Source organism: Sphingomonas abaci, from assembly GCF_014199625.1.
GTDB classification, from domain to species: Bacteria; Pseudomonadota; Alphaproteobacteria; order Sphingomonadales; family Sphingomonadaceae; genus Sphingomonas; species Sphingomonas abaci.
On the sequence record NZ_JACHNY010000020.1, the window covers coordinates 1 to 17,413 of the forward strand.

Annotated in this window: 16 protein-coding genes and 7 pseudogenes; 13 read left to right on the top strand and 10 right to left on the bottom strand. The window is 59.2% G+C overall.

Translation table 11 applies throughout. The features are described from left to right. Positions 1-156: 156 nt before the first annotated feature. The 5 genes and pseudogenes from GGQ96_RS20130 (at position 157) to GGQ96_RS20150 (ending at position 3,188) form a co-directional block, all read left to right on the top strand. Positions 157-1,013 (top strand): annotated as a pseudogene (locus tag GGQ96_RS20130) (aldo/keto reductase). Between the two features lie 28 nt (positions 1,014-1,041). After that, positions 1,042-1,455, top strand: a complete 414-nt coding sequence (locus GGQ96_RS20135) for an SDR family oxidoreductase (protein ID WP_221240082.1) — start codon at positions 1,042-1,044, stop codon at positions 1,453-1,455. A gap of 81 nt (positions 1,456-1,536) precedes the next feature. Continuing rightward, a complete protein-coding gene (locus tag GGQ96_RS20140) occupies positions 1,537-1,971 on the top strand; it encodes an antitoxin Xre-like helix-turn-helix domain-containing protein (protein ID WP_184117054.1) in 435 nt (144 codons plus the stop codon). Beyond that, positions 1,968-2,447 carry an RES domain-containing protein gene (locus GGQ96_RS20145; RefSeq protein WP_184117055.1) on the top strand — a complete coding sequence of 160 codons (480 nt, stop codon included), beginning with the start codon at positions 1,968-1,970 and terminating at the stop codon, positions 2,445-2,447. The genes GGQ96_RS20140 and GGQ96_RS20145 overlap by 4 nt, the downstream gene beginning before the upstream one ends. 543 nt (positions 2,448-2,990) lie before the next feature. Next, a complete protein-coding gene (locus GGQ96_RS20150; RefSeq protein ID WP_184117056.1) occupies positions 2,991-3,188 on the top strand; it encodes a hypothetical protein in 198 nt (65 codons plus the stop codon). 50 nt (positions 3,189-3,238) lie between these two features. Here GGQ96_RS20150 and GGQ96_RS20155 read toward each other — a convergent pair whose 3' ends face one another. Then, positions 3,239-4,096 carry an N-acyl amino acid synthase FeeM domain-containing protein gene (locus GGQ96_RS20155; RefSeq protein ID WP_184117057.1) on the bottom strand — a complete coding sequence of 286 codons (858 nt, stop codon included), beginning with the start codon at positions 4,094-4,096 and terminating at the stop codon, positions 3,239-3,241. Between the two features lie 610 nt (positions 4,097-4,706). On the opposite strand from GGQ96_RS20155, the pseudogene GGQ96_RS21610 reads away from it, so the two are divergent. Both GGQ96_RS21610 and GGQ96_RS21895 read left to right on the top strand, forming a co-directional pair. Then, positions 4,707-5,528 (top strand): annotated as a pseudogene (locus GGQ96_RS21610) (SGNH/GDSL hydrolase family protein); the annotation flags it as partial. Positions 5,529-5,570: 42 nt separating this feature from the next. Further along, positions 5,571-5,690: pseudogene (locus GGQ96_RS21895) on the top strand (PEPxxWA-CTERM sorting domain-containing protein); the annotation flags it as partial. 348 nt (positions 5,691-6,038) lie between these two features. Here GGQ96_RS21895 and GGQ96_RS20165 read toward each other — a convergent pair. Further along, a complete protein-coding gene (locus tag GGQ96_RS20165; protein WP_184117059.1) occupies positions 6,039-6,590 on the bottom strand; it encodes an FxDxF family PEP-CTERM protein in 552 nt (183 codons plus the stop codon). A gap of 457 nt (positions 6,591-7,047) precedes the next feature. Then, positions 7,048-7,386: pseudogene (locus GGQ96_RS20170) on the bottom strand (integrase core domain-containing protein); the annotation flags it as partial. Positions 7,387-7,540: 154 nt separating this feature from the next. Between GGQ96_RS20170 and GGQ96_RS20175 the strand changes: the two are divergent. Further along, positions 7,541-8,837: pseudogene (locus GGQ96_RS20175) on the top strand (IS110 family RNA-guided transposase). Positions 8,838-8,955: 118 nt separating this feature from the next. Here the strand turns inward: GGQ96_RS20175 and GGQ96_RS20180 are convergent. Next, positions 8,956-9,543: pseudogene (locus GGQ96_RS20180) on the bottom strand (IS3 family transposase); the annotation flags it as partial. Between GGQ96_RS20180 and GGQ96_RS20185 the strand changes: the two are divergent. Then, positions 9,537-9,869, top strand: a pseudogene (locus GGQ96_RS20185) (transposase); the annotation flags it as partial. The pseudogenes GGQ96_RS20180 and GGQ96_RS20185 sit on opposite strands and share 7 nt — an antisense overlap. Before the next feature lie 81 nt (positions 9,870-9,950). Here GGQ96_RS20185 and GGQ96_RS20190 read toward each other — a convergent pair. Then, positions 9,951-10,526 carry a DUF4142 domain-containing protein gene (locus GGQ96_RS20190; protein WP_184117061.1) on the bottom strand — a complete coding sequence of 192 codons (576 nt, stop codon included), beginning with the start codon at positions 10,524-10,526 and terminating at the stop codon, positions 9,951-9,953. Between the two features lie 137 nt (positions 10,527-10,663). Between GGQ96_RS20190 and GGQ96_RS20195 the strand changes: the two genes are divergently transcribed. Beyond that, positions 10,664-11,071 (top strand): DUF3597 domain-containing protein, encoded by a 408-nt coding sequence (locus GGQ96_RS20195; RefSeq protein ID WP_184117062.1) that lies wholly within the window; start codon positions 10,664-10,666, stop codon positions 11,069-11,071. 71 nt (positions 11,072-11,142) lie between these two features. Here the strand turns inward: GGQ96_RS20195 and GGQ96_RS20200 are convergent, their stop codons facing one another. The 4 genes from GGQ96_RS20200 to GGQ96_RS20215 all read right to left on the bottom strand — a co-directional run bounded on the left by GGQ96_RS20200 (position 11,143) and on the right by GGQ96_RS20215 (position 13,386). Further along, entirely contained in the window at positions 11,143-11,640 is a 498-nt protein-coding gene (locus GGQ96_RS20200) for a DUF937 domain-containing protein (RefSeq protein WP_221240083.1), read from the bottom strand. 284 nt (positions 11,641-11,924) lie between these two features. Next, a complete protein-coding gene (locus GGQ96_RS20205; RefSeq protein WP_184117063.1) occupies positions 11,925-12,551 on the bottom strand; it encodes a general stress protein in 627 nt (208 codons plus the stop codon). Between the two features lie 23 nt (positions 12,552-12,574). Further along, a complete protein-coding gene (locus tag GGQ96_RS20210; protein ID WP_184117064.1) occupies positions 12,575-12,877 on the bottom strand; it encodes a hypothetical protein in 303 nt (100 codons plus the stop codon). Between the two features lie 239 nt (positions 12,878-13,116). Further along, the gene (locus tag GGQ96_RS20215; protein ID WP_184117065.1) at positions 13,117-13,386 is read right to left on the bottom strand and encodes a GlsB/YeaQ/YmgE family stress response membrane protein; all 270 of its coding nucleotides are present in this window, start codon (positions 13,384-13,386) and stop codon (positions 13,117-13,119) included. A 162-nt stretch (positions 13,387-13,548) separates the two neighbouring features. On the opposite strand from GGQ96_RS20215, the gene GGQ96_RS20220 reads away from it, so the two are divergent. Then, complete coding sequence (locus GGQ96_RS20220) at positions 13,549-15,003, top strand: PAS domain S-box protein (protein WP_184117066.1); 1,455 nt, start codon at positions 13,549-13,551, stop codon at positions 15,001-15,003. Between the two features lie 197 nt (positions 15,004-15,200). On the opposite strand, the gene GGQ96_RS20225 is transcribed toward GGQ96_RS20220, so the two are convergent. Further along, on the bottom strand, positions 15,201-15,845 hold the full coding sequence (locus GGQ96_RS20225) for an energy transducer TonB (RefSeq protein ID WP_184117067.1): 645 nt from the start codon (positions 15,843-15,845) through the stop codon (positions 15,201-15,203). 90 nt (positions 15,846-15,935) lie between these two features. On the opposite strand from GGQ96_RS20225, the gene GGQ96_RS20230 reads away from it, so the two are divergent. Then, entirely contained in the window at positions 15,936-16,493 is a 558-nt protein-coding gene (locus tag GGQ96_RS20230; protein ID WP_184117068.1) for a PEPxxWA-CTERM sorting domain-containing protein, read from the top strand. 263 nt (positions 16,494-16,756) lie between these two features. Beyond that, a complete protein-coding gene (gene alkB / locus GGQ96_RS20235) occupies positions 16,757-17,395 on the top strand; it encodes a DNA oxidative demethylase AlkB (RefSeq protein WP_184117069.1) in 639 nt (212 codons plus the stop codon). Positions 17,396-17,413 lie beyond the last annotated feature (18 nt).

A 17,413-nucleotide genomic window follows, 5' to 3' on the forward strand; every position in this document is an offset into this window, starting at 1 on the left:
CCCCCCGACAGCACGCCGGGGTGAGGTTGAGACACGGGTCACTTCTCGGTGGAAATTTATGCCTTCGCCGGGTCAGCTCTCAGTGGAAATCAACAAATGAGCCAATCGTAGGGCAGCTTCGACGATGCCGAATCGATTGCGACCCTGCACCGCGCCATTGAGCTTGGCGTCACCTTCCTCGACACCGCGGAAGTCTATGGTCCGTTCACAAATGAGGAACTGCTCGGTCGTGCGCTAAAGAACCGCTGGCATGAGGTCGTGATCGCGACAAAGTTCGGCATGGATATCCGGGAAGGGAAGATGTCGGGGACCAATAGCCGGCCGGAGCATATCCGGGCTGTCGCGGAGGCGTGCCTGCGACGGCTGGGCACCGATCACATCGACCTGTTCTATCAACACCGGGTCGATCCCGCAGTACCAATCGAGGATGTTGCAGGGGCCATTGGCGAGCTTATCGCCGAAGGTAAGGTGCGCTTCTCGGGCTCTCGGAGGCCGGCGCTGATACGATCCGCCGCGCCCATGCGGTGCAGCCCGTGACGGCGCTGCAAAGCGAATATTCGCTTTGGGAGCGAAACCTGAAGCTGGAGATCATCCCGCTGCTGCGTGAGCTTGGCATCGGGCTGGTGCCGTTCAGCCCACTCGGTCGGGGCTTCCTGACTGGCACCGCGCAGCGTGCCGAGGACTATCCCGAAGGTGACTTCCGTCGCGGCGATCCTCGCTTCCAGGGCGAGAACTTCGAGGCGAACATGCGTGCCGCCGATGCGGTTCGCGAGATCGCCACGGCGAAGGGCGCAAAGCCAGGCCAGGTCGCGCTCGCCTGGCTGCTCCACAAGGGTGAGGACATCGTGCCGATCCCCGGGACCAAGCGCCGCACCTATCTGGAAGAGAATATCGCCGCAGCCGACATCCGGCTCGGTGACGAAGACATGAAGCGCCTGGACGCGGCGCTTCGTCCGGAGGCGGTTTCCGGGCCGCGATACAATGAGCACGGAATGGCGATGCTCGATCGCTGAGACCAATTCGGAGTTGAGATAGATAAAAATGCAGGACCTGAGCGGCAAGGTTGCGGTCATCACCGGGGCCTCAAGCGGGATCGGCGCTGCGACCGCACGGCTGCTGGTGGAGGAAGGCGTCAACGTCGTACTTGCCGCTCGCCGCAAGGAGCGGATGGACGCGCTTGCCGAAGAACTTGGCGACCGTGCAATGGCGGTTGCCGCCGATGTTGGCGACCAACAACAGGTCACGGCATTGTTCGACCAAGTGCGCGAGCGCTTCGGCGGGCTGGATTTGCTGTTCAACAACGCTGGCATTGGGATCAATGGCCCGTTCGCCGACACGAAACCGGAAGACTGGAAGACGCAGGTCCACGCTAACCTGTACGGCGTCTTCAACTGCACACATGCGGCAATCCCGCTCCTGCTTGGGAGGGCAAGCAGAATTCTATCCTTCGGGTGAGCGCTTCAGCGGCATAGCCGCTACGGCCTTGTCATAGCCTCACATGAGGCTTATATGAGAACCAAATGAAGTGGAGTTATCATGGCATCGCAGCCCGCATCGATTGAGGCGCTCCTCGGCGTGAACGCTGGGCGGCAATTATCGCGCCTTGCCTTATCTAACTCAATCGAAAGTGGCTTGCCGGTAGCAGCGTTAGACCGCCTAGCCGATACTGTTGCGCCCGACGATGCCCGGTTCAAGTTTCGTTTGATCCCAAAGGCAACGTTGGAACGGCGCCGGAAGGCGCCTGCACAACGGTTGACAAGCGAGGAAGGGGATCGGTTGGCGCGGCTCGCGAAAGTGTTCAGCTTAGCCCTCGAGATTTATCAGACACCTGAGAAAGCGCGCGAGTTTCTTAGCCGTCCGCATGCCATGCTCGACGGTAAGCCGCCGCTGGACGTAGCGCTCGCCACGGGTCCAGGTGCCGACGTAGTTATCAATCTCCTTGGGCGGGCGGCCTATGGTGGGGGCGCGTGAGAGGGAACCGGACGGATCGTGTCCTTACTGCGTTCCGCATCGGAGACCCGGACGGCGCTCACCCGATATATGATAGTGAGGGTGCAAGGCTTTACCCTGGCCGCTGGAACACGTCGGCCAGCCCCATCATCTATGCGTCCGAGCATTACTCGACGGCCATGCTGGAGAAGCTGGTACACGCGAACAGCGTGCTACCGCCCAATCAGCATTACATCCGCATCACGATCCCGAACGGAATCAGCTACGAGGTTTTCCAGCCCGCAGCGCATCCTGGATGGGACGGAAAGGACGAAAGCCTCTGCAAGGCTTTCGGGATGGATTGGTACGAGGAGCAGCGGAGCGCCGTCCTCCTCGTGCCGTCCATCCCGGCCAGAGTTGAGCGAAACGTCCTGATCAACCCTCGTCACCCCGACGCTGCGCAGATCACCTATGAGCTGCCCGAGCCCGTGTGGTGGGATGAACGGCTGTATGGCTAAATTGGCTGTCCGCTTCGACCTACAGCTCTGACGCACTTTCAGCCATCTAGCGCCATTGGGCCGCTTGCCGAGACCTGCCATTCATTCAGGCAAACATGCTCACCCTCGCGACCAGCTTGGATAGGCGCACGGACCGGCTGCGGTTTGGCATTTTAGCCGCCACGCGGCTATCAGCAGCTCCGCATCGGATAGCTGCCGCCCGATACGCCGTAAGTTGTCTCGGAAACGATCGTTGGCGCGATCGCAGGCCGGCTGCTCGACCGCGAAAGCCGTCAGGTCCGCCGCGACAATCAACCGAATGTAACGGGCTTCATCCTCGGCGCGCAACGCCTGGCACTCGCCAACAAAGCCATTGAACGTGACGGCGATAGCTGCCGCTAATTCACCCCCAGAGATGGCATGTGCGCTACATCTCGTCCCAAAAGAGGACCGGGCGGAACGCAACTCGATCCCGTAACGATTGAAACCAGGCTATGCCAATCTGCGTTTGATGTCTAGATGGAGCGTTCGGCGTTCGAAACTCGTTAGACTTCAGGGTGCACGATGATCATCCAGATAGATGCAGGGATGGAAGCGGTAATCTCTCTTTTTGAGGCTGGATGGGCTGTGGGCTTCACGCAAAAGAAAGCGACCCCCCCTAGCGATCTCAATCCATCAATGCGTGAGTTCTGGTGTGAAGGCTACGCCGCTGGCATTGCAGACGGCGCTTCGGCATCGGAGATTAATCATCTTTTGCATTGACGATCCTGTAAACAGCGTCGCGTAGCGATGGCCTCAATCTCTAATTGTTCCTATTGAACTGTGATTACCTCATAGGCCATATCAGCAGTGTCATCGTAGGTAGAAGCGCCGCTCGGCATCTGGGCAGATGCACGCTCGATATCAAAATCGACATCCTTTATTTGGGCAAATAATCCATCCTCTTCCTGTGCCAAGAAGAAAAATGGGTAGAGTGAGCGTACGCTTGCAGCATCGCCTTGGCCTGCGTGTTCATCAATCTGATTGCGGATATCAGACACTTTCAACCACATGAGTTGCGCTGGCGCATCGACGCTGACGTTGGTTTTGACGGTGCCGATACGCTTGAAGCCAAGCATCATCTCGTAAAAGCGACGATGCCGCGGGTGAACTTCGATGAACAAATCCGTGCACTCGTGACGGCGCTGCCCATAGATGAATACGATGTGGAAGAGCGCAGCCAGCATGGGCTTCGAGGGCATGGTCGAGCTGAATGCCAGCTTCGTCAGTTCGCATACCTTGGCACCGGGCCGGCTACGAAACTGGTCGATCTCATCCTGAAAAATTCCATCCGCAGCGAGCCCTGCGGCAGAGTCGACGGCAAGCGTCAATGTGCCTATTGTGTCGCCATCTACCGATGCCGTGAACGTGGAATGGGTCGAGCGCACCGGTAGCTTGTGGCTGCTCCCATACCCACGCCAGGAATACATCTTGTTGATTAGCGAACATGCCGAGCTACGCTGATGATCACTATTAGCCAAGCGAACGCTCACGAGCTTTTGCTCCCCGCAAACACCCGCCAGAGGAAGTATGACCTCGCCACCGCTTTCGGCAGAGCGAATATGGCTGCCAGCAGCCAACCCCGATTGACGATGATGCAGCGCATTTTGCGCTTCGAATGATGCGTGCATGCTTAGTCACCCTGAAAGTTTTATTTTTTTGATTAACATTCAGTAGATCTGAAAACACGTTTTCTTATGCCACTAGCGCGATACACAAATTACACTCTGGTGCGGCGTATGGCACTATTTTAGACGAGCCACTCTATATTCTGCATAGATAATGCTCATGATGTTAACGCCGCTACAAGAATATTGATTTCCAAGGATTAACCGTCACGCCAAACTGCCCATGGAGCGCCTCCCGGCACAGAAGGCAATAAGCAGCTACATGCCCAGACTGGTAGGGCTCTCAGCCCGTTATTCGATGAACCGTGCGGGGGATAAGACAAGCTCGATCCGGTCGCGCCGCTCAAAAAACACAATAAGCGTCGAATTACATATGTGATGCACAATGCAACGCTAACCCGCCATGTTGATAGGAATCCTGGGTAATCTACGTTTACGCAGGTACCTGCCCGAATGTGGTGGGCGAAACCTTGGATAGCAGACCTTGATCCTGCAGTTTATTTGCTATAGCCGACCAGTTTGGATAGTCGTTAACGACTCATTCAGCATATGGTAGACCAGCTTCGCCTGGTGTAGGGCGATGGCCTACGATCTTTGCGGGTTAGGTTTTGCGATGAACAAGCGTCTGGCATCGGTTATCTGCGCGATCAGCGCTTTTTCAGCCGCCCCTGCTTGGGCTGACCGAGATACGCCTCAATATACCTCGATCACGGTTTTTGGCGACAGTCTCGTAGACGCTGGCAATCTGTACATCGCCAATGGTGGAACACGGCCTAACCCGGCACTTGGCTATTTTCAGAACCGCTTCACCAACGGTTATGATTATCCAGATCTTCTATCCATCGATCTTTTCGGCGTACCGACAACACCTTCGCTGGCAGGGGGCAACAATTTTGCCTTCGGTGGCGCGCGAGTAGTTGATACCGGCGACAACATCCCCGATCTTAAAGCACAAATTGGAGTATTCACCGCCTCGGGTCGGTCTGTCGATACCAATGGCCTCTACATCCTCAATTTTGGTGGCAATGACGTTTTCGGCGCCAAGGGTGTATTTGGCCTTGAGGGCGCAATTGGTTCATACCCAACCGTCGACGCCTACCTACAGGCTGCGGCCAACCAATATGCTGCCGGCGTTCAGACGCTCAATGATTTGGGCGTACGTAACATCCTGATGACGAACTTCCCGCTTGCCGGCGATCCCTACACCATCGCCGCCAACACCTACCTCAACACGGCACTCGGCGGCTTGTCGCTCGACGCTGACACTGATCTGCTGTTCTATAGCCTGAGCGATTTCAATCGACGCGCGCTGACGGATCCTGCCTCGTTGGGTCTGCCACCACAAAGGGCGGATATCACCTGTATCGAAGCAGGTGCTCAGGCGACTGGTTGCGCCGGTATCTTTTTCTTTGATGGTGTCCACCCCACCGCTGCAGCGCAGGCCGCAGGCTATCGTGACATGAACCGCAAGTTCGGGCTGACATCCGTACAGGCGGTGCCGGAGCCAAGCAGCTGGGCGATGTTGTGCGTTGGCTTCGGGCTGTTGGGAGCCTCTCTCCGCTATCGTCGCCGGTTCACCAAGGTGGCATTCGTGTGACGTTGATCATGGCTTGATCAACGTCAAGCTTTGGGCCTGTCGGACAGGGCGGCAGATAGTGACGCTAGGTGTCCACGTGCGGCAGGCCGGGGCTCAATAGAGAGAGTTTCGGCAGCCGGTTCACTGGATCGTTTGCCAGCTAGAACAGGCCGCCTGCCCCGCTCTGCTTTCGGAGCCTAAATCAAGCCTGCCCTCAAATCGGTGGGCGTCGAACCTACAAATGCTGCATCGTTCCAGACATAAAAAAGGCCGCCGGTTCAAAACCAGCGGCCAAGAGGTACATGCTATGCAGGCTTTTTACGCTCGGACAATGGGCTTGTTCCAAGCTGAAGCCTGACGCCGCCTGCCTTAAGCGTAGACGACGTTGGTCGAGCGACGACGGAAGCGCGCAGCACCACCGACCAAGGCGAAACCAACGAACATCAGAGCCCAGGTCGACGGCTCAGGCACAACCGACGGGATGAACGAGGCCTGCCCGCCATACGCACCGTTGCCGCGCGACAGACCCGTGACCGTGATGGTGTTGAGCTGGCCAGCGGTGATTGGAACCAGGTTGGCGAAGGCAAACTCATAAGCGCCACTGCTTAGGCGCGTGATGGAGGCTGCGGTATTGTTGATGAGGACCGAGGTGAAATCCAGGTCGTTCGGCGAGCCGACGAAATTGGTGCTCGTGGTGACAGTGCCGCTTCCGAAGCCGTTGACGGGAAGCGTGAAGGTGAACGTGTCCGAGAACGCGCCGGCCGCGATGCCGGTGTTGAAGAAGGCGCCAGCAACGCTGCCATTAGGGCCCGGCGTGGCGGTGAAATTGGCGCTACCAACCGGGAACGTCGCTGCCTGAGCGCCCGGCGCCATGGCGATCGCTGCAATGCCTGTCACAGCCGAGAAAATCACACGCTTCATCATCTATTCCTTGCTGTTTTTTCCAATCTGAGTGCGCGCCATAGCACACGCTCAATGTATCAAAAAGTAAAATGAGATCAGTGCGATACGACCGCCTGTTTCTCTAGCCTGCACTTAACGACGGTTTTGGAAATTTGCTTTTAGATTCGGCCATTATCCATAAAATGTTATAAATAATACTTTCAAAGCTACGCAGTAGCGATTGTGGTCTGCGTAGAAATGTTCGCAAACATAACTCGCGATTTAAAAAATCCCAAACTGAGACAAATGCAGGAGGTTTATTGGATAACACATTGTTAATTAGGAAACCTGCCCGTGCTATTGCTGCTAATCGGTTACCCTCATCGCGGCCGTCCTATGAAGAGGAAAGAGCGAATGAAGAATGTGCTGTTAGCAGCTGGCGTCGCCGCTATTGGTTTTGCGTGAGCAGCCCCCACCGGGTGGTCCGGGTTGATTGTTAGTGCATCGTCACCTCCGCCGCCATTGCCGGGCGTAGGTGGAGCGAAGCGGCACCGGAGGCCGGCAATGGCGGTCTCGCCGCCTCCGGAGCCGGCGGGCGGTAGCCCAGGCTGCTGTGCGGGCGGACGGTGTTGTAGTGACGCCGCCACGCCTCGATCAGCACCTTGGCCTCTGCGAGGCTGTAGAAGATTTCGCCATTGAGCAGTTCGTCGCGCAGCGAGCCGTTGAAGCTCTCGTTGTAGCCGTTTTCCCATGGTGAGCCCGGCGCGATGTAGAGCGTCCTCACACCGACCTTGCCCAGCCATTCCTGGACGGCGGTCGCGATGAACTCGCTGCCATAGCACATCGGGAAGCGCTGGAACGGGAGCCACTGTGGCCCTGATGAAGACAAGGCCGCGAAGCGGCCGCAGGCTTCAACACGACAAGCCATGGCCGGCCAGCAGGTATCTAAAGTGAGGTTGTCGAGACAACACTCTGGAGGCCGACCGACCATGACCAAGCTCATCCCTACGGCTGCCGGCGCCGTGCTGGTAGCCATCGACATGTCCAAGAACCGGCAGGAGATCCTCATCGAGCGACCGGAAGGCGGCCGGCGCCGGCGGATGACCGTCATGGCGACCAGGCAGGACTATGACGGCTTTGCCGAGCAACTCGCTGCCATCGGGCGCCCCATCATCGTCGGGTTCGAGGCGACGGGTAATTACCATCGCACGCTGGCACACCGGCTGCTGACGGCGGGGTTCGAGCTGCGCCTCATCTCGTCGGTTGCGCTCGCCCGAACGCGTGAGGCGCTGCACAACGGCTGGGACAAGAACGACCCCAAGGACGCGCAGGTCATCCTGCATATGCTGCGGATCGGCGCGACGCAGCGCTACGTTGACCCGCTGGTGGCCGGGATCAACGACCTGCAGGAGCTGTCGAAAACCCACGAGACGATCTCCAGGATGAAGACGCAGACCTGGCACCGGGTCTTGACCCACTACCTGCCGCTGTACTTCCCCGAGATCGCCCGCTTCGCAGGCAATAGCCGGTCCGATTGGTTCCTCGCACTCATCGAGCGGTTTCCGACACCGGCCACCATCACGGCGCTGGACCGCGAGGCATTCTCAGCTGCGGCATGGCCGCTCATCGGCCGCAAGGTTTTCAAGGCACGCCTCATCAACGACATCTACGAGACGGCGTCCGCCTCGACGGCGCTGCCGGTCCCGGAGGACTCGGCCGCCATCACCATGTTCCGTATGGTCATCGCGCAGGGCCGCAGCCTCATCCACCAGCGTGACGAGATCGAGCGGCTGGCCCATGCGCGGCTCGCCGATGACGTTGATTACCAGCTGCTGCGCAACATTCCGGGCATTGGTCCGATCAACGCGCTGACCATCCTAGCCGAGGCCGGTGATCTGCGGCGCTTCAATCATCATCGTCAGTTCCTGAAGTTCTGCGGTCTCGATCTCGCAACGTGTCAGTCAGGCACGTTCCGTGGCCGCACCAAGCTGTCCAAGTACGGTAACGCGCGCCTACGCCGGACCTTCTGGATGGCTGCCCAGGTCGCCGCGCGTCAGCGCGACAACAGCTTCCGCGACAAGCTCGGACGATATGTCGCCGGGCACGCGGACGATGCCGACCGTCGCCGCAAGGCGATGACGGCGCTCACCGCCAAGATGGCGCGCGTGGCTCACGCCGTCGTCAAGACGGGGACAGAGTACCGGCCGTTTCTCGAACGGTCGGATGCCAGGTGGAAGGACCCCTCTCTGCAAGTGCCGTGAGGGCGCTCGTCGAGCGACCCTGTAGATAATGTTCGGGCCTTCCTCGTTTTAAGGATGGTGAGGACCACGGCCGCCCCGGCGCCGCTGGATCCTGTGTTTGCTATGGCAGGGAGCGATCCCGTTGACGGTGGGAGCCATCTGGCTCAGAATGCATGCCGTGCCGATGGTTGTCGGCGCATAGATATCTGCTGGCAAAAACCCGCCGCTGCTTCCCGACATAGGACGTTATCGGACCTGATATGCGCCGGTGGACCCCGTTCGACGAACAGGTCGGCAAGCGACGCCAGCACGTCTTCGTGGTTGAGCCGACGCGCGACGATCAGCGCCAGGCATTCCCGGCTCGCCTCGTCGATGATCGTCAGGATCCGGAACTTGCGCCCGTCATGGGTTCGGCCCTCGACGAAGTCGTAGGCCCAGACATGCCCTGGATATTCCGGCCGGAGCCGGATGCACGAGCCGTCGTTCAGCCATAGCCGTCCTCGCTTGGGTTGCTTCTGCGGTACCTTCAGGCCCTCGCGCCGCCAAATCCGCTCCACGCGTTTGTGGTTCACCGACCAGCCGGCCGCGTGCAGCAGCGCGGTCACCCGGCGATAGCCATAGCGCCCGTACTGCTTGGCCAAGGCAATGACCTCCTCGGTGAGCGCCTCTTCATCGTCTGCCCCGCACGGCGCCTTGCGCTGCGTCGACCGGTGCTGCCCGAGCACGCGACACACGCGCCGCTCGGAACCGCGATGCATTCGTTGCCTATGTTCGCCAGGTGCTGGTGCCCGGCCTCTCACCCGGCGACATCGTCATCATGGACAACTTGTCGAGCCATAAGGCACCCGCCGCGCGCGACGCTATCGAAGCGGCTGGCGCCAAGTTACTCTTCCTTCCACCCTACAGCCCCGACTTCAACCCGATCGAGCAGGCGTTCTCCAAGCTCAAGGCGCACCTGCGTAAGGCCGCCGAGCGCACCATCCACGCCCTGTGGGACGCCATCGGCCACATCCTCGACCTGTACTCGCCACAGGAGTGTGCCAACTACTTCGCCAACGCCGGATACGATGCAGACTGATCGGAAAACGCTCTAACAACGACCCCGGACGACCTGATGCCCCCGGGGTCTTCCATACTTTTATAGGTTTAGAGAAAGCGCTCAGGCTTTTAGCGATTTCACCATGTTGAGATGAGCGGTCACAATTGGAATCATCTCTCCTGCGAATGACTTCAGCTGCGGTGCATCACCTGTCGCTACATAAGCCTTGAGAGCGTCGAGCGTCTGCTGGTGTCCCGCGGCTTGCTCTGTCTTGTATGCCTTATCGAACGCAGTACCATTCAGGCCCTTCAGCTCATTGAGCTTCTGCTGCTGTTCCGGGCTGAGGGCTGGGTTAGGAGTGATAGCCGGCGTCATGCCAGCGGCTGCGGCCTTTAGTTTGGCGGTGGAGGCGGTGTGTGCCTCGATCATCTTGTTGGCATAGGCCTTCACCCCTGCCGATGCTCCGTTAGACAAAGCGAGCTTCGAGGTTTCAATTTCGAAGGCGTCACTGGCTGCAGCGACATTCGCGAAACTCTGTGCGCCGCTAGAGGCAGTTGGCGCCATTTCACCAGCGTTAGCACCATCAGCCTCAGCCGTCGTAGCCATCGTATTGGCCTGTCCAGCATCACTGCCCCGCCCACAGGCCGCAAGGGTCAAAAGAGCCGCTGAGGTAATGATCGTCTTGCGTAATGTCATGGCTGGTTCCCTGAGCGCGTCAGCGCGCCGCTGTGACAACTGTGTACGCGACGCTGACGTTCCCAGCGGACCCTGGAGCGCTTCCTCTCGTTCATGCCCGCACCGCACGGCCGGTCACCGATCAAGGAGCGAACACGATGAGCATTTTCGGCAACATCATGAGCAAGATCTTTCATCACGGGCAGTCCAAACCCGCCACTCAGCCAACGCCCGCCGCTCCTGCCGCCCCCGCCGCTACACCGCAGGCCACTCCGGTGCAGCCTGCAGCACCGCAAACAGCACCACAGACCGTTGATGTCGGAGCAGTCCTCGCAGAAATGGCATCGATGCAGAATGGTGGCGGCAATTACCAGACGTCGATCGTCGATCTACTGAAACTGCTGGGCCTCGACTCGAGCCTAACTGCGCGTAAGGAACTCGCTGATGAGCTGAACGTGCACACCGGAGCAGATGGTACCGCCGAACAGAATTTGGCGCTCCATAAGGCCGTGATGGCGAAATTAGCCGAAAATGGCGGCGTAGTACCGGATAGCCTGCGTAACTGATCCTATCTCGTCAGTCTGCCACGTGTCGCAGTTGCGGTCACATGGCAGACTGACGAGAAACAGCTACCTGCCTAACGGCGCAGCCCGTTCAGGATCGCGTCGAGCGGATTTCCACCACCGCTGAAAATATCACCGAGCCCGCCCGCCGAACCGCCGGCACCACCCAAGACCGACGCCAGTACGCCGCCAATCCCACCGCCTGCTGTCCCGGTGCCGTTGTTGGCAAGATAGCGGGCGATCAAAGCTGCAACGATTGGCAGCATTGCCTTGAGCACGGTGTTCGAGACGCCTGACTGGTCAGCCGCGTGGTCGGCTACCTGGCGACTGACATCCTTGGAGCCAAAAATCTGCCCAAGGATGTCGTTGCCCAGAGGCGTCGTCGGTTCAGTGACGCTGGCATCATCAACGGGAACACGAACCCCCTCGGGCTGTCGGTGAAACCCACCCAGTACGGCTGGGATCAACGATCCCAACGCCAACCGGGTCTGCTCCGGTGAAAGGCCGAAACGGGCACCCAGCTGGCCAACATCCATGCCGCTCAATGCTAGAATTTGATCGATGTTCTGCACAGCGTCCTCCTTGCAAAGCGGCGAACGCAACCTGGCGGTCAGGGTTGCGCCTACGAGAGACCGAACACACTGGCTAATCGAAGATAGCCACGTTCGGCCAGCGTGACGGTATCGCTCGCGGCATCACGGTTGTGCGGTAGCGACCGGACATCGACGTGCCTCTACCGTCCGCACGAAGTACGTCCCATTGGCCACGTGGCGGAGGGGCTAAGCCGAAATAGGGTCGTCTATCGATCGCAGTCAGATTAGCCCCCACCTTGTCCCGGCAGGGGCTGATCGACAAATCAGATGCGCGTCTGGTTGGAATAGCGTGCACGTTCGGCGCTCACCTGATCGACAGTGTAGGAGGGAGCCGCGGAGTCGAACTGGTTCCAGCCGTCCTCCCGGTAGCTCTGGCCTCGGGTATGCGCATCGACCGAGCGGTTGCGATCAAGAACAGCTTCTGCCTCGCCTAGCAACGCGTCAGGCACCTTGGCGCTGACGAGCGAACCGCCACGACGTACGCCTTCGGCATAGACATGCGCTTCGTCATCGTTGTGACCAGCGTTCTTGAGAGCGCCGACAATGCCGCCGGTCGCTGCGCCACCGGCCGCACCAATGCCCGCTCCTGCCGCAGTGGCAGCCAGCCAGCCGGCCGCAACGATCGGGCCGAGGCCTGGGATCGCCAGCATACCGAGGCCGGCGAGCAAGCCGCCGGCGCCACCCAGAACCGCACCGGTGGATACACCGCGGCTGACGTCACCTTCATCGTTGACACCGTCATGACGATCGACGTGCTCACCGTGGTGCTTGTCAGCATTGTTCGCGACGATGCTCAGATCGTCATGCGGGATGCCGAGCTGTTCGAGTTCACGTATGGCCTTCGACGCGTCTGCATAGTCGTCGAACAGTCGGGTGATGGTCTTGGACATCATCTCTCTCCTATCGATTCCGGTTAGCGAGCAGTAATGTTGCCTTTGTAATCCAGCATCACGGTCGCTTGCTTGCCGCCCTTCATGGCGGTGCCCTGCCAGACGCCATCGCGCTTCATGAGCTTGCCGATGCCGCTATAGCCCGCTTTGGTAAAGCGGCCGCGCGCCTGGGCTTCGGTGAAGGAGTTAGCTCCCTTGGCAGGAGCGGCCGTCATCTTCGGCGAGCCTTCCTTCATAGCCGGATTGTGCGAGCCGGAATGGGTCTGGGCAACGGCACCTCCTGCCAGTGACAGCATCGCCGAAGCGGCAAGGACATAACGAAGCATTCAAACTCTCCTCGTTGTAAAATTGAGCTGTGCGAATACGATAGACGCTTTGTTGCTCTCCCGTTCGGGTCACGGGTGATGTCAATTGAGCAAGGACCAGGTGTCACGATCGACGGCGCCGGCTGCCGCTTCGCGCCTTGGCGGTCGCGCGCGATCGCGCGAACCGCGATGAACGCGGTCGATGTCGCCGATACGCCCGCCGGCGACTACCAACTTGGCCAGCGTGCCGACGCTCGGGCTCAGCGAACGCTGCCGCGACGAAACAGGTTGATGATCGCCAACAGCACGATAGCGCCAACCAGTGACACGATGATCGACTGGAGGCTGATGACCCCGCTGGTGATCGGCGCACCGCCAATCAGCGGCGTCACTACGAAACCCGCCAGAAGCGCTCCGACGATGCCGACCACGATGTTGAGGACGATGCCCTGTTGGCCATCAGTGCGCATGATCAAGCTGGCAACCCAGCCGATGGCGCCACCGACGATAAGAAGAATGATCAGGCCCATGGTTGTTCCTCCGTAACCGATACGCGGAATGAAAACCGATGGCACGACCGGGATGTTCACAAACGGCGCGGTGACCGAAACACAGCAATGATGCCGCTGCACTATGCAGGATAGTGCCGTCCGGGGGAACCGGCCTTCCCACTGGGCGCTTGAAGGCAGATCATGAACCCATCCTCTCCAAACCTCCGCCACCTTCAACAGCTGATGGGACAACTCCTCGAGGGCGTGATCCTCATCGACCTGTCCGGCACCATCCTCAGTGCCAATGAAGCAGCGCTACAGATGCATGGCACCAACCATTTGGCGGACCTCGGATCGACGATCGAAGACTATGCAACGCGTTTCCAACTGCGCGCCGAAGACGGTCGCTTGCTCAAGCGTAGAGAATATCCGCTTTTTCGTTTGCTTGCCGGAGACAGCTTCCCCGATGAAACCATACAGGTGGGCCGCGCCAGTGAGGACGAAGTCCGCTGGGTCCACCGGGTCCGCGATGTCGTAATGGACGAGGATGGCGGTGAGCCTGACTATCTGGCACTCGTGATCGGCGATGTCTCCGCGGAGTTTGATGCCGAAGTACGATTTCGGGCGATGTTCAATGCGAATCCCGCTCCCGCGCTCGTCATCAGGTTGAGCGACTTGCGCATTGTTGATGCCAATCCCGGTTTCCTGCAGTTGACTGACTACCCCCTCGATCAGCTATCTGGACGTTACCTGTTCGAATTGGACTTATTGACAGGCATGACCAACGCGGCCGAAGTCCGCCAACGCATTATGCAGGCCTACCCCGTCGGCCAGACCGAGGCTGAGTTGCTTGTCGCCGACGGCAACCGGCGGCTGGTGATCTTCGCCTGCCAGCCGATCGATGTGACTGGGGTCGACGCATTGTTGCTTACCTTCGCCGATCTAGAACCCCGCCGGCAAGCTGAACAAGCCCTACGCGCCAGCGAGCGCCATCTGGTTTCAATATTTGAAATGGCACCGGTCGCCATGGCGATCACCCATCGCGCGGATTGCACGCTATCCCGCACCAACGCCGCATTCCGCGCCCTGACCGGGCATGAGGACGCCCACAGTATTGGACGAACCGGCATGGACCTTAGCCTGTGGCTTCCCACGGCCGATGGCGACAGCTCGGATACCCGGGCCGTGAGCCCGGCTCGTCTTCGCCAGGTCGACTCGGTAATCCACCGCCGGGACGGCACGATCGTAAATTGTCTCGTCTCTGCGGAAGCGATTGACGTCGACGGCATCGAATGCATGTTGTGGGTGTATCAGGACGTCACGAACAGGCGTCGAAGCGAAATGGAATTGGCCGACGCCATTGAAGAAGTGATGAAAGATGCGAGTTGGCTCAGTCGATCCATTCTCGACAAACTGGCCATGCTACGGCAGCCAGGGGGAAAAGCGCTGCCGGCCGAGCTGACCATGCGAGAGCGGGAGGTATTGGAGCTGATCTGCGACGATCTAGACGATGGCGCGATCGCTGCACGATTGGGAATGGCCCGCAACACGGTGCGTAACCATGTGGCGCGTATCTACGCCAAAACCGGCGTCAATCGTCGCAGTGGCGCCGTGTTATGGGGACGGGAACGAGGCATGGGTTCGCGTCGAACTTGAGCCATTCCCGATCGCAAGTTCGTGCTTTCGACTACACCAAGCTCTCTTTTGCATGCTGACCCATAAGTGGACGTTCACGGCCCTCCTCGTCCATTCGCAAACCAGACGGTCGTTCAGCCAAGGGAGGTGCCGAGACGAGGCTGATCAGCGGGTTTTCAGATTTTAAGACTCGTGAGAGCGGGCCTCATACAACATGACTACCTCTTGGCAGACTGCTGGGTACCTTGGGTCAGCAAGGTTGCCGTCAGGTAGCGTATCGCCACCAGCGGGATGGTGTTTGACGCCTTTCGGGGGGCGGCAATGACAAGCTGCTGCTTCGTGTAAGAGCATGCTGCATGGTCCGCTGCTATGCTCCCACTGCTTTCCATCACCTCACATGCTGTAACGCGACCGGCTTCATCGAAGAGCAGTCGCGCCTTTACCGGAGATTGGTAGTCAGCCGGGATGACCGGCACCTGTAGAAAGCTTTCAATTGTCGTTTGAGGCTGGTGATCATCCAAGCCCCAATTCGTTGCCAGCCGGTATTCTCCAGCAACCGGTACACCAACATCGTTTTTAGCCGGATCGAATTTAGCGCGCCTCTTGTACAGGGTGCAGGTGGCCAGATCGAGTGCGGCTGAACCGCTACTCTCTGTAACATCGCAGGTAGTCACCTTGCCGTCGGCAGAAACCCGCATGACTATGCTCAAGATGCCATATTCATGCCGTTGCAATGCCTTAACGGGATAGTCATCGGGTGTTATTATTGCCTCAGCGTTACGCAGACGAGGTGATCCGCTGATAGAAGGTGCTGCCGGTTCTTGAGCGGCAAGCAGCGTTGTAACCATCAGCAATCCCAGCATAATCCTACCCCACCTTTAAGCCTTCCTGACGGTGACGGGCGCCATGATTAAATGCAAGCGAGGCTTTAGGTTCGGAAAATCAGCTCTACGATGAATGCCAATCCACAATCAGGGCATGGGGGTCGCTTGAAACCGTCGTTCACCGTTGCAGCGCTATCTACCGGCTTGATGCCTGCGCCGAGTATGGCAGCTACCCTGATGTTCGATTTCTCAACCCAAGAGCCATTTGCCGGCGGGCGGGTCGCCTTCAGCCTGATCTCGGCGACCCTACTGCCTATGGAAACGTTTATCCAGGCCAGTACACTATCGAGCTTCACGCTTGGCGTAGCCCGCGTTCACTTTATGGACGCGTGCTTCACCACCGTGCCCGGCTCCAGCAACAGCGTTGCCTGCGACGCCGTCGAAGTAATCGTCAACACGAGTTTCGGCAGCACATTGCTCACCCGACATTTGCAGGACGGTGCGCTCTCGATGGTGGGTAGTTACACAAGCGTTCAACCCACCAGCTTTCCAGGTACGATGGTCGTTTCTGAAGTGGCTGGCGCTATTCCTGAACCTACAACATGGGTGATGATGTTGCTAGGTTTTAGCATGGTTGCAGGTGCAACCCGTTATCGTCATCGTTTGCTGCTAATTACGTTCATCTGATCTAATCAGGGTCAGCGAAAGCCGGTCCTACTTGCTCACGTTTCTTTAAAAAGCCGAATCCTTGAAACGTAGGCTTACCAGGTCGGTGTCACCCGCACTAAGGACGCGGCGACCCAGAACCAGACATTCGCGCCCCCTTCCCCACTCACCAACTTCTGCCGCTCGTTCACCGTCGCGCCATGGCCAACTTTGGTGCCTGATCTTACGCGCCAATGAGCGACACATGCTCGGGATCGTCTTCCACGACGCAGCGTAGAGCAGGCATGCCCGACCTGTTCCCCGATGACCGTGAGCACCTGTCGCTTGATCCCGGTGCCGTGCTGCTCGGCGGTTTTGCGCTTCCGGTCGATCGCACCCTGCTCGAGGTGATCACGCATGTCGCCGAGACCGCGCCTTTTTGCCATCTCGAGACCCCAGGTGGCCGGCGGATGTCAGTGGCGATGACCAACGTCGGGCGGCTGGGCTGGGTCTCGGATCGGCATGGCTATCGCTACAGTCCCGTCGACCCGCTCACTGGACGGCCATGGCCGGCGATGCCTCCAAACTTTGCCGCCCTCGCCACCAAGGCTGCCGCCACTGCCGGCTTCTCCAACTTTGCGCCGGAAGCGTGCCTCATCAACCGCTACGCGAGCGGCGCGAAGTTGTCACTTCATCAAGACCGCGATGAGCGCAATCTCGACCAGCCGATCGTCTCCGTTTCGCTCGGCGTCGATGCACGCTTTCTCTGGGGCGGGCAGGGTCGTACCGACCGCCCGCGCCGCGTTGCACTACACCATGGCGATGTCGTCGTCTGGGGCGGACCTGCGCGACTGACCTACCACGGCGTCGACACACTGGTGGAGAGCTCGCACCCACTGACGGGCACGCTGCGCTACAATCTCACGTTCCGGACAGCGAACTGAGCAAGACTACGGCGATAA

Excerpts from the sequence above, each read along its gene's own strand:
- GGQ96_RS20220 (WP_184117066.1), top strand. The coding sequence starts at position 13,549 with ATGAACCCATCCTCTCCAAACCTCCGCCACCTTCAACAGCTGATGGGA.
- GGQ96_RS20215 (WP_184117065.1), bottom strand. The coding sequence starts at position 13,386 with ATGGGCCTGATCATTCTTCTTATCGTCGGTGGCGCCATCGGCTGGGTT.
- GGQ96_RS20205 (WP_184117063.1), bottom strand. The coding sequence starts at position 12,551 with ATGTCCAAGACCATCACCCGACTGTTCGACGACTATGCAGACGCGTCG.
- GGQ96_RS20165 (WP_184117059.1), bottom strand. The coding sequence starts at position 6,590 with ATGAAGCGTGTGATTTTCTCGGCTGTGACAGGCATTGCAGCGATCGCC.
- GGQ96_RS20195 (WP_184117062.1), top strand. The coding sequence starts at position 10,664 with ATGAGCATTTTCGGCAACATCATGAGCAAGATCTTTCATCACGGGCAG.
- alkB (WP_184117069.1), top strand. The coding sequence starts at position 16,757 with ATGCCCGACCTGTTCCCCGATGACCGTGAGCACCTGTCGCTTGATCCC.
- GGQ96_RS20135 (WP_221240082.1), top strand. The coding sequence starts at position 1,042 with ATGCAGGACCTGAGCGGCAAGGTTGCGGTCATCACCGGGGCCTCAAGC.
- GGQ96_RS20230 (WP_184117068.1), top strand. The coding sequence starts at position 15,936 with ATGAATGCCAATCCACAATCAGGGCATGGGGGTCGCTTGAAACCGTCG.
- GGQ96_RS20210 (WP_184117064.1), bottom strand. The coding sequence starts at position 12,877 with ATGCTTCGTTATGTCCTTGCCGCTTCGGCGATGCTGTCACTGGCAGGA.
- GGQ96_RS20190 (WP_184117061.1), bottom strand. The coding sequence starts at position 10,526 with ATGACATTACGCAAGACGATCATTACCTCAGCGGCTCTTTTGACCCTT.
- GGQ96_RS20140 (WP_184117054.1), top strand. The coding sequence starts at position 1,537 with ATGGCATCGCAGCCCGCATCGATTGAGGCGCTCCTCGGCGTGAACGCT.
- GGQ96_RS20150 (WP_184117056.1), top strand. The coding sequence starts at position 2,991 with ATGATCATCCAGATAGATGCAGGGATGGAAGCGGTAATCTCTCTTTTT.
- GGQ96_RS20225 (WP_184117067.1), bottom strand. The coding sequence starts at position 15,845 with ATGCTGGGATTGCTGATGGTTACAACGCTGCTTGCCGCTCAAGAACCG.
- GGQ96_RS20155 (WP_184117057.1), bottom strand. The coding sequence starts at position 4,096 with ATGCACGCATCATTCGAAGCGCAAAATGCGCTGCATCATCGTCAATCG.